We start from the raw sequence: 14,412 nt of genomic DNA, 5'->3' as shown, positions 1-14,412 counted from the left end.
GTAAAACCTAGAATCTTTATTGTACCACGTTTTTAAATTTTCGTTAGAGTTATTGGGGAGATTTTTAATTTTGCGTTCTTGGATTCCATTTATAATACTATTAATCATCTGGAGCACCATGTTTAACCGAGCTTTGCGTCTTCCGCTTCATGGCTGGCAATGGTTTACGATGCTGAGCGCCTTGATCTATACTTTGGCCATTGCCTATCTCTGCTTTACGCCAACCCAGTATAATTGGGGCGGCCCGCACAAGATTTTTTATCACGTCTTAGGTGTTCCCTGCAACGCCATTCCATTTCAAGCCTTGTCGCCTGATTTTTTCTTAAATATCGTTATGACGGTTCCGGCTGGCATCTACTGGTATCTGCTGAGTGCGCGGCATGATCTCAAGTCGGTATTGCTGTTTGGCATCTTACTGGGAATCTCAATCGAAACCACGCAATTTTTATGCGATCTGTTTTTCCATGTTGAACGCTTCGTCGATATTGATGACGTCATCACGAATGCAGCTGGCGTCTTAGCCGGTTTTTATGTCATGGTGCTTTTAAAAGCGACTGCCTTGGCTGATTGGATCGCGCAACTATCGATAAAATTTGTTAAACTGTAGTAATGAGGTGAATAATATGATCAGTAATGAACAACGCGCGCATGACATTGCCATCGCGCTGCTTCAGGCAAATGGCAAGGATCGCAAGCCAATCGAAGCATATCATGAATACATCAACACCTTGCTGCCCATCTTAAAGGAAATCGATAAAGACTTCCCTAACGGCATCAAGGAACACATCTAAACCGGTTTGAAACCGTAAAAAAAGCAGCCGCGAGTTCTCGCAGCTGCTCTTTTTATTCAATCATCAGTCCACACATAACCGCTTGACTGCCTCGGCAAAGATATCCATTGCCTTAAACATGTCTTGAAGCGGCCATTGTTCATTAGCCTGGTGCATAAAGTCAGGCGTAGTTGGCAGCATCGCCCCAAAGGCCACGCAGTTATGCATCGTCCGCGCAAAAGTTGCTCCGCCGCTGACCTGTGGCTGAGAAGCAACGTCACCGGTTTGATCCTGATAGACTGTCATCAAGGTCTTAACCAATTCAGTATCTTTAGGAACGTACAATGGCGCTACGTAGTCAAAATGCTTATATTGCAGATCGTATTTGGCGACGTTTTGGCTCAGTTTTTCAAGCAGCGCATCACGATCAATGGTAACCGGGATTCGCAGATCAATCTGCATCCGCGTTTCTTTCGGCGTGATCTTGAGGCTGGAAATGTTAAACGTTAAGTGGCCGGATGCTTCGTCCTTAACGTCACCCAGCAGATTGGTTCCCGTCGCATCCTCTTTAAAGCACTGACCGATAAAGTCCAGCGGCCCAAAGCCTTTAAAGACGTCATCCAAAGCAATTGCCAGTCTTAAGACCGCGTTGACGCCTTGAGGAGCCAGCATGGCATGAATCGCCTTGCCTTCCACGACCAGCTTGCCGGCTTCTTCATGATACTTGAAGCCGTGCTTTTCAAGAGCAGCCTTGACCTCATCTTGCTTTGGACCAGCATATTCTGCCCGATCTGGGACCGCGTTGAATGCACCGCCAGTTTCAACGTTCAGCAGCTCGGTTCCCGGCCCAACCAGGTATGACTGCTGCAGCCCTTTTTCAGCATAGGTAACCGGGAATTCAGCGTCTGGCGAAAATCCCAAATCAATCGGCGCTTCTTTTTGATTGTACTTGGCAATCCCGCGCCACAGCGTTTCTTCATCAGTACCGAAGATAAAGCGGATCTTTTTGTTGAAATGATAGCCGCGATTCTCCAACGCCTTGACCGCGAACAGAGCCGCAATCACGGGACCTTTGTCGTCTTGTACGCCGCGCCCATAGACCACATCGCCAAAAGTCTCGCCACAATATGGATCATGTTCCCAAGTACTCAAATCGCCAGCCGGCACCGTATCAACATGGCCAATAATGCCAAACGTCTCGCTGCCGGTTCCAGTTTCAGCATAGCCATAGTAGCCATCTGGATCCTCATAGGTTTGATAGCCCAGCTCATCACAGATCCGCATCAGCTCATCTAGGGCCTGACGAATCTTGGGTCCAAACGGCGCGCCTGGTGCTGGAGCCTCATTATACGATGGCTTGGCAACCAAACGCTTTAAAGCTGCCAATGCTTGTTGACGCTCATTTTCTTGAACCAATTCTGCTGCCATATTAATTCCCCCTGATATGATTGAAAAAGCTAAAGTACCGCGGCAATGCCCAAGAAGACGCAGGTAACCAGGAACAGGATTACCATGAACTTGGCCATCCACTTCCACCAGATACTGATGTTGACGTGCGCAATTGCCAAGGCCCCCATTACGATTCCGGAAGTTGGCGTAATCAGGTTGATCCAGCCAGAAGCTGCTTGGTAAGCCGTAATAACTAGACTGCCGGAAACATGACAGAAGTGTCCCAGTGGTCCCATGATTCCCATCGTAGCGGCAGCCAAGCCGGAAGTTGATGGAATCAGGAATGACATTGGAATGTAGAAGATGTAGGTCAAAATGATGAAGGCACTGCGCGACAGGCCGCCCAGTCCGACTTCACCCCAATGCAAAACGGTCGCCGTAATCATACCATTGTTCATGATAACCTGAATCCCACGCGCAACGGCCACGATAATCGCAACGCTGAGCAGATCGCCCATTCCCTTTAAGAAGGCATCGATAAATTCGCTTTCCTTCATATGAGCGACAAACATAATTACTACCGACATAAAGATGAACAGCAGCGTAATTTCGTTAAAGTACCAAGTCCCCAAGGCTGGAATGTCTTTACCGATCAAAACGCCCAGGAACGGAATGCCATGCAGCCAGTTGGTAAACGTGTCAAAGGCCGTCCAGTGCTTGTTCAGATCAGTCCATGGCACCAGCCCCATGATCATAATGATAAACGTGATCCCAAACAGCCACAGTACGCGTTTTTGTACCTTGGTTAATGGCTGCGTGTCCTGCGTCTTTTCAGAAATATCAAACCGTTTTTCGTCTTCAGCCCGCTGAGCGTAGACTAATGACTTGGTTGGATCTTTTTTGACCTGGTCGGCATAGTGCATCGTGTACCAGATACCAAGCGCCGTGACGATCACCAACAGGATCAGCCGTGGAATCAAGCCTTCACCTGGCGAGATCTTCAATGTAGCTGAGGCAACCCCAGTGGCAAATGGGTTGACCGTTGATGCCAGACACCCCAGCTGCGTACCGACCAAAGCCACGGCAACCGCGACGATTGAGTCAAAGCCGCAGCCGATCATGACTGGAATCAGCAATGGGTAAAAGGCCAGCGTTTCTTCACCCATGCCATAGGTCGTACCACCCAGAGCAAACAGAATCATCAAAATTGGAATCAAAGTCCGTTCGCGTCCCTCATAACGACGAACAACGGCGGAAATCCCATTGTTTAAAGCCCCGGTTTTGTTAACGACGCCTAAAAACCCACCGATTACCAGGATAAACAGCGCGATCTGAATTGCCCCTTCAGTCTTGCTGTCACCGATCATCCCAATAACCATTGCCATGAAGACATCCCAAATACCTTGTGGATGCGGCGAAACGGTATGGTAAGTATGAGCAATAATGTTGCCGGCTGAATCAGTAGCGTACTTACCGGCTGGAATAAACCAAGTTAAGACTGCCAAGACGACGATAATGAAGAATAAAATCGTAAACGCGGATGGCATCTTAAAACGGTGCTTTTTGGTTGGCTTTGCGTTTTCCAAAACGTTCCCTCCTTTAGCTATTAAGACAATAAAATAATTGCAAAGTTGTTAGATTGCACAAATTAAGTATATCAAATTCGTGAAAGCATTTACATAGACAAAATAAAAAATGAGTAGCAATTTAAAACTGCTACTCATTTAAAAACTATTTGTCAATTAAATTATTCGATTTCGATGTGAGTACCAGTGCCGGCTTCTGGTGCCAGCTTAGGCAGCGTCAGAACCAGAACCCCATCGCTGTAGTGAGCAACGGCCTTCTTCAGGTCAACTTCTGGCAGACGGAATGAACGGCTCATTTGACCATAGTTGCGTTCACTGTGCAAAATGTTGCCATCCTTGTCAGAAAGGTCGTCAAACGTGTCACGGCGACCCGTGATCGTCAGGATGTTGTTCTCATAGTTGATGTGGATGTCCTTCTTGTCAAAGCCAGGCATGTCGACTTTAACGACATAGTTCTTATCGGTTTCTGCAATGTCGGTCTTCATGTGATCTGCCTTAGCGTTGAAGCCAGAGAAGAAATTGTCGTTCAGCAAGTTGCGCATGCCCGCGCTCATTACGTCGTCAAACATGTTGTTATGACGTTGAATTTCATTAGCCATATCCAAAACTTCCTTTCCTATAATAACTCATATCATTTGTACACTTTCATCTTAGTTTGTATATTAAAAAATACAACCCTTCACTTTGCGAAATTCTCTGCTCCTCGGCAAAAATTATTTGACCTTTGCTGACCTTAACGATTGAACTCCTACTCTAGTAAGGGCTTTCATCGTTGGAACAATCACGTTTAAACGTCTTGTCAAATAAAATATTTTTGTATTATATGATTTTTCTTTCATTTGATAAGTCAGTATCATTCGAAAAAACGCCGTTATCTGTCACCAGACCAGGCCGGCAGATTGAGTTGGCCACGACACCAAAAATCCGTCAAACCAGTTTGGGATTGACGGATTTTATTTATGCGGTAGCGGTCGCCGATTCAACTGCATTCAGCGCTTTTTTGATCTCATCGACACCAGCCAGCAGCTCGTCTTGACTGGCAATCAATGGTGGCAAAAGACGCAGCGTATTGTCACGAGCCGAAAGTGCCAGAACATGCTGAGAATGGAGCTGAGCCAAGACCTGACCCACGGAAACGGCTTGATTAAGATGAATGCCGATCATCAAACCCAGGCCACTGATTGAATCAACCATATCCATTGGCAGCAGCTCTTTTTCCATAGCTTGATGCATTGCCGCGGCTTTTTGCTGAACCGCGCTCAAAAATTCTTGATCCAGCGTCTTTAATACCTGCTGAGCGGCCGCCATTGCCAGCGGATTGCCCGCAAACGTCGAACCGTGGCTGCCGGGACCAAAGTATTGACCAAGCTCCTTTTTGCCGATCATCGCGCCAACCGGAATCCCATTGGCCAGCCCCTTAGCAACCGTATAGATGTCTGGATCCAGGCCAAACTGTTCAAAAGCAAACAGCGAGCCGGTTCTGCCCATCCCAGTCTGCACCTCATCGATCAAAAGCAGCGCGCCAACCTCGTGACATTTGTCTTGAACGGCCTTTAGCCACTTGGCATCACCAGCAATCACGCCGCCTTCGCCCTGTACGACTTCTAGGATTACCCCAGCCAGATCCGGCTTGATCTCATCGATGGCCGCGAAGTCATTGTACTTGGCAAACCGCGCGCCGGGAACCAAGGGAAGAAAGCCTTCCTTGATGCCCTCGTTGCCCGTTACCGTCAGCGAGCCAGCCGAACGTCCATGAAACGAGTGATCAAATGCCAGGAAATCAAGCCGGCCCGTTGCCTTGCGCGCCAGTTTCAATGCCGCTTCATTGGCCTCGGTACCGGAATTGGAAAAACTGACCAGCATGTCTTGATGAACGCCCAGCTGTGCCGCCACGCTTTCCTGCAGCGAGCTCTCATACAGATTGGATGTGTGCCAAACTTGATGCAGCTGATGTTCAACGGCGTCATTGAGTGCCTTGACGTTGTAGCCTAGGCCGCAGACACCGATGCCACTGGTCAAGTCGAGGTATTCATTGCCCTGTTCATCAAATAGATGGGCTCCGATGCCTTTTACGATTTCAAATGGGAAACGAGTATAGGTTGGAAATAAATGGCTCATTGAATCACTCCTTGGTAATAATCGTGCCGGGATTTTGCAGACAATTGGTGATGGCTACCTGCTCAACTCCCGCGGTACAGGCAGCAAAGGCAGCTTTGATCTTTGGCTGCATTCCGCTACTGATGATTTTTTCAGCGACCAGTTTTTGTGAAACCAGCTTCGTTAAGCGCGGTATCAAATGGTGCTGATTCAAAACGCCGGCTACATCCGTCATCAGATAAAGCTTTTTAGCACCCAATAGACTGGCTACGTCAGCCGCGGCCTGATCGGCATTGACATTAAGCCAATTGCCAGCCGGTGTCATCGCTAATGGTGCCAAAACGCCGATATAGCTGTCCAACAGCGGCAAAAGCTTATCTTGATTAACGCTGACGACGGTGCCCACTTCGCCGTAGACGCTTTGATCCAAATACTTGCCCACCAGCATCTGATTGTCTGCCGCGTTCAAACCAACGACTGGCAGCTGATGATCGCTGAGTTTCTGCAGCAGTAATGGCTGAGCCTGCCCCAACAGCACCAGTTTGGTCAATGCCAGCGTCTGTGCATCGGTTACCCGCACGCCATCTTTTTTAACGACCGGCACCTGCAGCTGTTGGCAAAGCTTGGTAATCAATGGACCGCCGCCATGCAGCAGCAGGATTTTTTTACCCTGCGTGCGCCAGACTGCCAGCTGTTCGAAAAAATCATCCGTTAGCTCGCTGATGGCTTGACCACCGATTTTAATAATAATCAGATCCTTCATGAATGCCTCCTAGCTCCGGTACGAGGCATTGATCTGCACGTATTTATAAGTCAGATCGCATCCCCATGCCTGTCCCTTGCCAAAGCCATGATGCAGATCGACATCGATTTTGATCTGATCCTCAGCCAGTTTCTGCCGCAGCAGCCATTCGTCATAGTCAACGCCATGACTGCTCAAGACGATGTTGATGCCATTAAGCTTGATATCAACGCGATTAACGTCCAAATCAGCATCCGTTGCGCCAATCGCTCCCATGATCCGGCCCCAGTTGGCATCCTGGCCAAACAAGGCGGCCTTGACCAGATTGGAGCCTACGATTGCCTTAGCGACGTGCTGAGCATCCAGATCATTGGCCGCGCCCTTGACGTTGGCTTCAACCAGTTTAGTTGCCCCCTCGCCATCACGGGCAATCTCTTTGGCCAGCGCGCTCAGCACTTGATGGTAGGCCTGGGCAAAGACTGGATAATCGGGGTGGTCTGGCGTCAATGATTCCTCATCCGCCATTGCCAGCCCATTTGCCATGGTAACGACCATATCATTGGTAGAGTTATCGCCATCAACCGTAATCTGATTGAAAGTCGTGTCAACCTCCTCGCTTAACAGATCCTGCAGGCAGGCCCCGCTGATTTTGGCATCGGTCGTCACAAAGCCCAGCATGGTGGCCATCTTTGGGTGAATCATTCCTGAGCCCTTGCAAAAACCTGCCATCGTGCATTGATGACCCGCGATTTCAAACTTAACGGCAATCGTCTTGGTATGAGTATCCGTGGTCAAGACGGCTTCGGTAACTTTAGCCGACTTGGTTTGCTTCAGCTTGGCAATCCCCGCCTTGATCTTGTCCATTGGCAGCATTTCGCCGATTACCCCAGTTGAGGCCACCCCGATCAAGTTTTGGCTGACGCCCAGCTTTTTAGCCATCAGTGCCTGTTCTTTTAGAGCATCCAGCTTACCTTGGGGACCCGTGCAGGAATTGGCAATCGCACTGTTAACGATGATTCCCTGCAGCTGATGATCATGATTGATCGTTTCTTTGGTCAAGGCAGTTGGCGCCGCACAGAACTGGTTGGTCGTATAAACCCCCGCGGCACTGGCTGGTACTTTGGAAAACAGCCAACCCAGATCTGGTTTTTCAGCCTTGAGTCCTGCATGCAGCCCATCACTGTAAAACCCCTTAGGCCAGGTAAAGGCAGTTTCGACAATTGAAGCAACGTTTGGCGTAGTTTGCGGTTCCATCATATTAAAGACATCCTTTCATTATGGCCAGCTGGGAATCATTGGCAATCCCAGCGTCTCGTCCAGTTCAAACATATGGTTCAGATTTTGGACTGCTTGTCCCGCAGCCCCTTTCATCAGATTATCAATTACGGAAACGACCAGGATCGTGTGACTATTAGGATCCAGTGCCCAGCCCAGGTCGCAGAAATTCGAATGACTGACTTCTTTGATGCTTGGCCAGCCGTTTTTAATCAAGCGGACAAATCGTCGCTTGCCGTAGCATTCCTCAAAGGCCGCGGTCAGTTTTTCTTCATCAACGCCCGGCAATGGCTTGGCATAAATCGAAGCCATAATGCCGCGCGTCACTGGAATCAGCGTCGTCGTAAACTGCAGAGCTTTAACGCTTGCATCCCACTGTTGCAGCTGCTGCAGAATCTCTGGGATGTGCTGGTGCTGATTGACCTTGTAAGGCTGCGAGTTTTCGTTGATCCAGGCAAAATGCGAGCTGGTCGTCAGTTTCTTGCCCGCGCCGGAAAGTCCCGACTTGGCATCAACGATAATCGAGTCCAGGTCGATCAAATGTTTTTTGACCAGCGGCGCCAGTCCTAACAGCGTGGCCGTCGCGTAACAGCCGGGATTGGCAACATAGCCGGCATGCACGGGATTGAATTCAGCCAGGCCATATTGCGCTTTTGCCAATTGATCAGCTGGAGCCGGATCTTTGTGGTACCACTTGGCATACTCTTTGGGATCCTTTAAGCGCATGTCGCCGGAAAGATCGATTACGGGAAAATCGGCGTCTAAATAAGGCTGAGCCAATTTGGCAGTGACTCCCGCCGGCGTGGCGAAAAACACAACGTCATTTTCGGCCATAATTTTTCGGACATCATAAGGCTCAATCATGATTCGTCGGTCACAGAAAGCCTCTACTTCATCATTTAAAAAGCGCGGTGCGGCAGTATCTTGATGACCATACAGGTGAATGTTTTCAACCGCTGGATGCTGATTGAGCAGCTGGTACAAGACCGTGCCGCTATAACCAGTCACCCCGATGATGGCTGCGTTCATAATCTGTGACCTCCTTGTTCGTGATTGCATAAAAAATTAATAAAATCATTGGTGATAATATAACCCATGAATTAGAATTCGACAACCTTTTATTGGCTATTTTCTTATATTCCTTGAATAATAATTATCAAATACCCATTTAAGCGCTTTTAAAGAGAATATTATTTTAATAAATAAACAAGTTTAACTAACTGACTATGAGCTTCTCCCTTTAGAAAATTGTATAATATTCTAAAAATATACCGTAGTATGCAAAAAATAAAATGGATCCGATCCATCTAGATCAAACCCATTTTCAGATTTTTTACGGTCTTATTTTCACCGACTTGTCAGAACGCTAATAATCAGCCGCCAGTTTTTTTTCGCTGATCAGCCTTACCTTGGACAGCCACTGGGATCCGCGGTTGACAATCAACTAAGCTGGTGCCGTTCACGATCAAATGTCGCTGCCGGTGATATGACTTATCAAGCGGCTCGACCGCCTTTAACGCCATTTCAAGATTGCCTCGCCAACCCCATTATGATTGTTGTCGGCCGTAACCTGATCAGCAATCGCCCGCAGCTGTGAAACCGCGTTGCCCATCGCCACGCCAATTCCAGCTGCTTTTATCATTCCCAGATCATTTTGCTCATCACCAATTGCCATAGTTGCAGCCGGCTCAATCTTCAGCAGACCGGTCAGCTGTCTCAGCGCGGATTCCTTACTGGCTAAAGGATGCGTGAACTCCAGGTGGTCTTTTTGACTGCGCAGGACCGTAAAGCGCTGCTTAAAGGCTTTTGGCATGACAGTTTGCAGGTAATCCAGCTTGGCCGGTTCATCCAAGATCATGCCCTTGACTGGTATTAGATTTGGCAAAGCACGCATTTCTGCCAGCGTACGCGTCTGCAGCTTAATCTTAACCGTCGCCGCCTCTTTTAAGATGACGCTATTTTGATCGCCAGGCGTGACGTACATACAGACAGGCGTCAACAGACTGAACGCGGCTTGATTTTGGTGAGCAAATTCCAGCAGATCAAGATAGTCGCTAAACTGCAGCTGGTGACTCATCAACGTTTCTTGGGTCGTCGTCTGAATCAGCGAGCCATTATAGCTGATTACGTACTGATCCGCATGCTGCCAAAGTCCGAGCTGCTTAAGATAATCCGTCACGCCACAAAGCGGCCGGCCAGTACACAGCACGATTTTTTGCCCGGCTGCAGCTGCCTGTTGAACAGCTTGAATCGTCGCCGGCAGAATTTGGCCTTGATCATCAAGCAGCGTACCATCAATATCAACCGCGATTAGTTTTATCATTTTGATCCTTCCTTGTTAACCAATATTTAAGCCTGATCAAAAACAATGCCTGCTCGCATCAATCACCGGCACGTTTCTTAATCAGTCATCGCCCTTAAACCAGCGCGACCAGATGCCACGGTGCTTAGGCTGTTGTTTCTTGGCTGCCAGCTGCTCCATTGCTTTTAGCATCATCTCATCATGTTTTTCTTGGCGGGCAGCTTGTTTAGCAGACTGCTGGGCTTGAGCTTTAAGCAGCTGAGTAAGTTGATCCTGCTGATTTTCTTTTTGATGCAGCTGCTCATAGTAGCGTCTGATCAGCGGCTCGCCGACAAAATGGTCAAAGCGGTCGATGTCTAAGACCATGCCGTTGTCGTATTGATCAAGCGCTACGCCTGATTCGCGCGGAAACATATTATAGTAGTTGTCCAGCGTTTGATTGATGTTTTCATAGGTGCTGCCCTTGAGGTTGTTGAAAATTGCCTTAGAAACGCTGAATCGCTGGTCATCCCCTTCAGTAAACGCGACATGCTCAAAGTTGTCATCCTTGATCAGCATTTTCCAAGTCAGACGATTGCGATCAACCTTGTAGTCATAGTTTTGCCAGATGAGATCGGCCAATTCATCAGCCAGTCCGAACCGAGTCAGCAGCTCGTTTAACAGTTCTTTGGTCAGATACAGATAGTCCTGTACCAAGCGTTCTTCTTCCTGACCAGTCAGATCGTTGAGTCGTTCGTTCAAATGCCAGGTCATCCAGCGATAGATATGGTCATTGACGCTGTTGACCAAAATGTTGTAGTCATAGCGCTGCTGCTTGGGATCTTTCCAGCCCGCCTCAAACGAAAGATAGTAGACCCGCTTGGTGATTTCTTCCAGGTTGTTGATGGTTCGATCACCAGCATTATGGTTCATGGCAAATACGTTAACGTTGTGAATGTCAGTCAGCGTGTTGGACCACTGCTTGATGGCGTTGGTTGCCACCTTGCTATGCAGAAAGTTTTCATTTAACTCGTCAATGATCATCGGTGAGACGAACCGCTTCGACTGCAGGTAGCTGCCCAAAAACTCAACAGCACGGTTGGTATGCGCGCCATTGCCTTGATTGATCTGGACATACTGAACGCTTGGCGAATCGTCCCCAATAAACGGCTTGAAATAGTCGCGCACCAGCAGAGTCTTCCCCGTCGTCCCGCGGCCAATCAGAACCATGGAGACTGGCACCTGATCCGGACTCTTGGAGAAATTGGAATCCCGGTAAAGCGCGCGAATCTTCCAAATCAAAGGCGCCGTCATCAAATAGACAAACGCCGAGAGTGCCTGCTGACTTTCATCCTTGATTTTGTTATAGCGAAAACTCTTGATGATTTTGACAAAGTTCTCCACATCAGCTCTGGTTACCAAATCATCCGTGATCGTCAATGGATGATACAGTCCGTCTGCTTGATCCTGAACGATTAGCTGATCGCTTTGATATGACCACATTGGCCGTGGATAAAGCTCGCTGGCATCAGCTTCTTCAGAATGGGCCTTTTTAAACGTCCGATAGACCAGCTGCTTGACGGTACTTTTGGCCTGTTCCTTATTGCGCCGCCGATTGCCCTTAACGGTATAGATTGTCGACACCGTCTGCACGACTTCTGGCTTGACCGCGTAACTGATCTGCTCGCGCTTAGCTTCATCGACCACCTGTTCAATATCTTTAACATGTACTTGAATCGACTTATTATCCAGCTGCTCAAACGTTGCCTCAGTCAAGACGGCCGCGATCTCATCAACTGATTTGTCGTGCAGCTGGTTGATCAGCTTACGGCTCAGATATTCCGTACTGTCCTGATTAAAGTTTTGCTCAAACAGCTGCTGGTGAGCCTGATAGATGGCTTGATCGGCCGCCACGCTTTTATCACCGGTATACAGCCACATCATTTCGTGATTATCGTGCAGTGCCTTGTCCGTTAGATTCATCGAGCCGTTAAAGATCGCAAACTGAGTCTCGTTTTCAAAGATAAAATACTTGCTGTGAAATAAATGATCCTTGGTAAAATGCAGCTGCAGCGTTTCATCCGTGATTCGCCGCAGAAATTCCTCACTGGCATTCTTGAGTTCTTTCGTGCGCCGTGAAAGATCAAAAAACTGATTCAAGTTCTGGCCCGTCTTTTGATCCTCCATCCCCAAGATCAGCTTAATCTGTTTAAAGCGCGGCAACAGCTCTTGTTCAATAATCTTAAACGAGCCGACAAACGATACGCCGCTTAAGGTATCATAAGCCGTCGTCAGATCAAAGAATTCCGGCTGCGTCAGCATGGTTTGTTTTTTTAGGTCGTAAATGGTTAGCATGGTTCCCTCATTCATAATCGTTTTCTTAGATTGTACCAAAACTAAGCAAGGTTGGGTCAATTTCATTTGGCGGCTGATATCTTGAGGCGCCTTCTAAAAGCCCCAGCTCTCGATAAATTCGTTTAGGCAGCTGCCTTCCCGCCACAAAAAAAGCGACGCGCAAAATGCGGCCGCTTCTTTTGGTAAGGAAATATGTTTATTGATTGAGATCGTTTTTTGGGAAATCAAATGATCAGGGATGAGTTGGCATTGCCAAGCTAGATTTTAGTACCAGCCGTGGCTTTGCCAGAATTGTTGAGCAGCCGTCCAAGAACCGTAACGACTGGCAACGTAATTATCAGCCACGCGTTCTTGGTTGGCAGCTGAGTAGTCGCCATTCAGGTAAGAAGAACTCAATTGGTACTTACCGTAGTACTGACCGTTTTGCGCGGTGTAGCTGCCACCAGATTCACGAGCAGCAATCCAAGCCTTAGCAGCGGCATCGCTACCAGAAGCAGTGGAAGTATACGTTGATTGCGTACCTGCAGATGCTTGGCTGGCAGTTGATTGCGTTGTTGATTGCGTTGTTGATTGCGCAGCAGCAGTCGTTTGAGCAGCTGGCTGAGTTTGAACTTGGGCGACCGTAGTCTGTTGACCATTTTGATCGCTGACTACGACTTCACCATCGTCCTTGATCGTCAGCTGTTGACCAACAAAGATCAGGTTCTTGTCGGCGATGTTGTTGTTTTGGGCAAGCTGGTCAACAAAGTCCAGGTTGTGACCCAACTTGTATGAAATGCTGGAAAGCGTGTCGCCGGCCTGTACCGTGTAGGTCGTGTCAGCGTTGGCCGTAGTTGCTGCTCCCACCGTGCCCAATGCAACGGCACCAGCAACGGCTGCGGTAATCTTCATAGCTTTCTTGTTAAAATTCATATTTGTTAAATCCATCCTTTTTCGTTTGTTATTATCTTGCTTGTTTATCAACGGTGACTACTATACAGGTTCAACGTTACACGTGGGTTAATCGCAAATATCAAATTCCGCTATTTTCGTAATGTTTCGTAATGTAAGCCGGTTTCATCAATTTTAAACGATTGGTGTTGAAAACGTCATCGTCAGCGCCTGGTTTTGTTTTCATCAATGTTTCATTCAAAAAGTTAGGTGTCCCTCAATCTGTAATAAAAAAACCGTAAATTTGAAGATTTCAGCCCTCAAATTACGGTTTTTTCTTGAATTTTTGATTGATTTATTGCTGAACGGCACCATTATTGATGTCATAATTGGCAGCCGATATCGTCTTAGTCAAGCGACGCAACACCACCATCGCTCAACTGATCATCAAGTGCGTTAATACCGGCAAGACCGACTGAATCTTATATCCCCAGTCAATTCAGCAGCTGGCCTCCTTTACACTCAGTTCGCTACACTTACCCAATCCGCGTACTGCCCTTTTGAATCGCTAAACAAGCGGATGCAGCTGATTTAGATCTGCGTCAAGAGCGTTAATAAGTCAATTAAGGTTAGCACTCAATATTCCGAGCTGACAGAACAAGCATCCCACTGCCAGCTGTCATGAATTCAGTCGGCGACCATCTTTTCACCGCTAAGCAGCTGACTTTGTGAAGAAAATCGGGCTTAATCTGGCTCTGGGCTCTAAGACTACCTACTATTCGCTGTTTTTTAGCCAATAGTAGGTAGCTGCATATTCGATCGCGTCAACTTTACCTACTTATGGCAGTTTTTTTCTAAATAGTAGGTAAAGATGTATATTTTTAAGGCTGATTGTTGGGCGTTTTATACAGGTTTTTTGCATAAAAGTCGCATCTGGGGCATCTATCATCATTAATGAGCTGACCATCCATTACCGCAATCGATCGCACGACAATATCACACCTCAGCTATGATGTTTTACCGACAACCCCCGCCGACGTCTCAATA

12 protein-coding genes are annotated in these 14,412 nt (G+C 47.7%); 2 read left to right on the top strand and 10 right to left on the bottom strand.

Features of this window, described 5'->3' with window-relative positions; all coding sequences use genetic code 11:
- The first annotated feature begins 118 nt into the window (after positions 1–118).
- Both FC47_RS06780 and FC47_RS10755 read left to right on the top strand, forming a co-directional pair.
- Positions 119–607: a VanZ family protein gene (locus FC47_RS06780; protein ID WP_006500144.1), complete on the top strand. Its 489-nt coding sequence runs from the start codon at positions 119–121 to the stop codon at positions 605–607.
- Positions 608–623: 16 nt separating this feature from the next.
- Complete coding sequence (locus tag FC47_RS10755; protein WP_006500145.1) at positions 624–791, top strand: hypothetical protein; 168 nt, start codon at positions 624–626, stop codon at positions 789–791.
- Positions 792–854: 63 nt separating this feature from the next.
- Here the strand turns inward: FC47_RS10755 and FC47_RS06775 are convergent, their stop codons facing one another.
- The 10 genes from FC47_RS06775 to apf all read right to left on the bottom strand — a co-directional run bounded on the left by FC47_RS06775 (position 855) and on the right by apf (position 13,407).
- The gene (locus FC47_RS06775) at positions 855–2,198 is read right to left on the bottom strand and encodes a M20 family metallopeptidase (protein ID WP_056968461.1); all 1,344 of its coding nucleotides are present in this window, start codon (positions 2,196–2,198) and stop codon (positions 855–857) included.
- A 29-nt stretch (positions 2,199–2,227) separates the two neighbouring features.
- Positions 2,228–3,706 (bottom strand): YfcC family protein, encoded by a 1,479-nt coding sequence (locus FC47_RS06770; RefSeq protein WP_109588019.1) that lies wholly within the window; start codon positions 3,704–3,706, stop codon positions 2,228–2,230.
- Between the two features lie 200 nt (positions 3,707–3,906).
- The gene (locus tag FC47_RS06765; protein WP_006500148.1) at positions 3,907–4,344 is read right to left on the bottom strand and encodes an Hsp20/alpha crystallin family protein; all 438 of its coding nucleotides are present in this window, start codon (positions 4,342–4,344) and stop codon (positions 3,907–3,909) included.
- 358 nt (positions 4,345–4,702) lie between these two features.
- Positions 4,703–5,863 (bottom strand): acetylornithine transaminase, encoded by a 1,161-nt coding sequence (locus FC47_RS06760; protein ID WP_056968460.1) that lies wholly within the window; start codon positions 5,861–5,863, stop codon positions 4,703–4,705.
- Positions 5,864–5,867: 4 nt separating this feature from the next.
- Positions 5,868–6,605, bottom strand: coding sequence for an acetylglutamate kinase (gene argB, locus FC47_RS06755; protein WP_056968459.1), 738 nt, complete (start codon positions 6,603–6,605; stop codon positions 5,868–5,870).
- Between the two features lie 9 nt (positions 6,606–6,614).
- The gene (gene argJ / locus FC47_RS06750; RefSeq protein WP_155519156.1) at positions 6,615–7,841 is read right to left on the bottom strand and encodes a bifunctional glutamate N-acetyltransferase/amino-acid acetyltransferase ArgJ; all 1,227 of its coding nucleotides are present in this window, start codon (positions 7,839–7,841) and stop codon (positions 6,615–6,617) included.
- 18 nt (positions 7,842–7,859) lie between these two features.
- On the bottom strand, positions 7,860–8,888 hold the full coding sequence (argC, locus tag FC47_RS06745; protein ID WP_056968458.1) for an N-acetyl-gamma-glutamyl-phosphate reductase: 1,029 nt from the start codon (positions 8,886–8,888) through the stop codon (positions 7,860–7,862).
- Between the two features lie 484 nt (positions 8,889–9,372).
- Positions 9,373–10,182 (bottom strand): Cof-type HAD-IIB family hydrolase, encoded by an 810-nt coding sequence (locus FC47_RS06740; RefSeq protein ID WP_056968457.1) that lies wholly within the window; start codon positions 10,180–10,182, stop codon positions 9,373–9,375.
- Between the two features lie 81 nt (positions 10,183–10,263).
- Positions 10,264–12,495, bottom strand: a complete 2,232-nt coding sequence (locus FC47_RS06735; protein ID WP_033934515.1) for a phospholipase D family protein — start codon at positions 12,493–12,495, stop codon at positions 10,264–10,266.
- A 264-nt stretch (positions 12,496–12,759) separates the two neighbouring features.
- Positions 12,760–13,407: an aggregation-promoting factor gene (gene apf / locus FC47_RS06730; protein WP_056968456.1), complete on the bottom strand. Its 648-nt coding sequence runs from the start codon at positions 13,405–13,407 to the stop codon at positions 12,760–12,762.
- Positions 13,408–14,412: the final 1,005 nt, after the last annotated feature.

The organism is Limosilactobacillus mucosae DSM 13345 (assembly GCF_001436025.1).
Taxonomy (GTDB): Bacteria; Bacillota; Bacilli; order Lactobacillales; family Lactobacillaceae; genus Limosilactobacillus; species Limosilactobacillus mucosae.
Note: the sequence above shows the minus strand (reverse complement) of the source record. Positions and strands in the feature narration are given on the sequence as shown.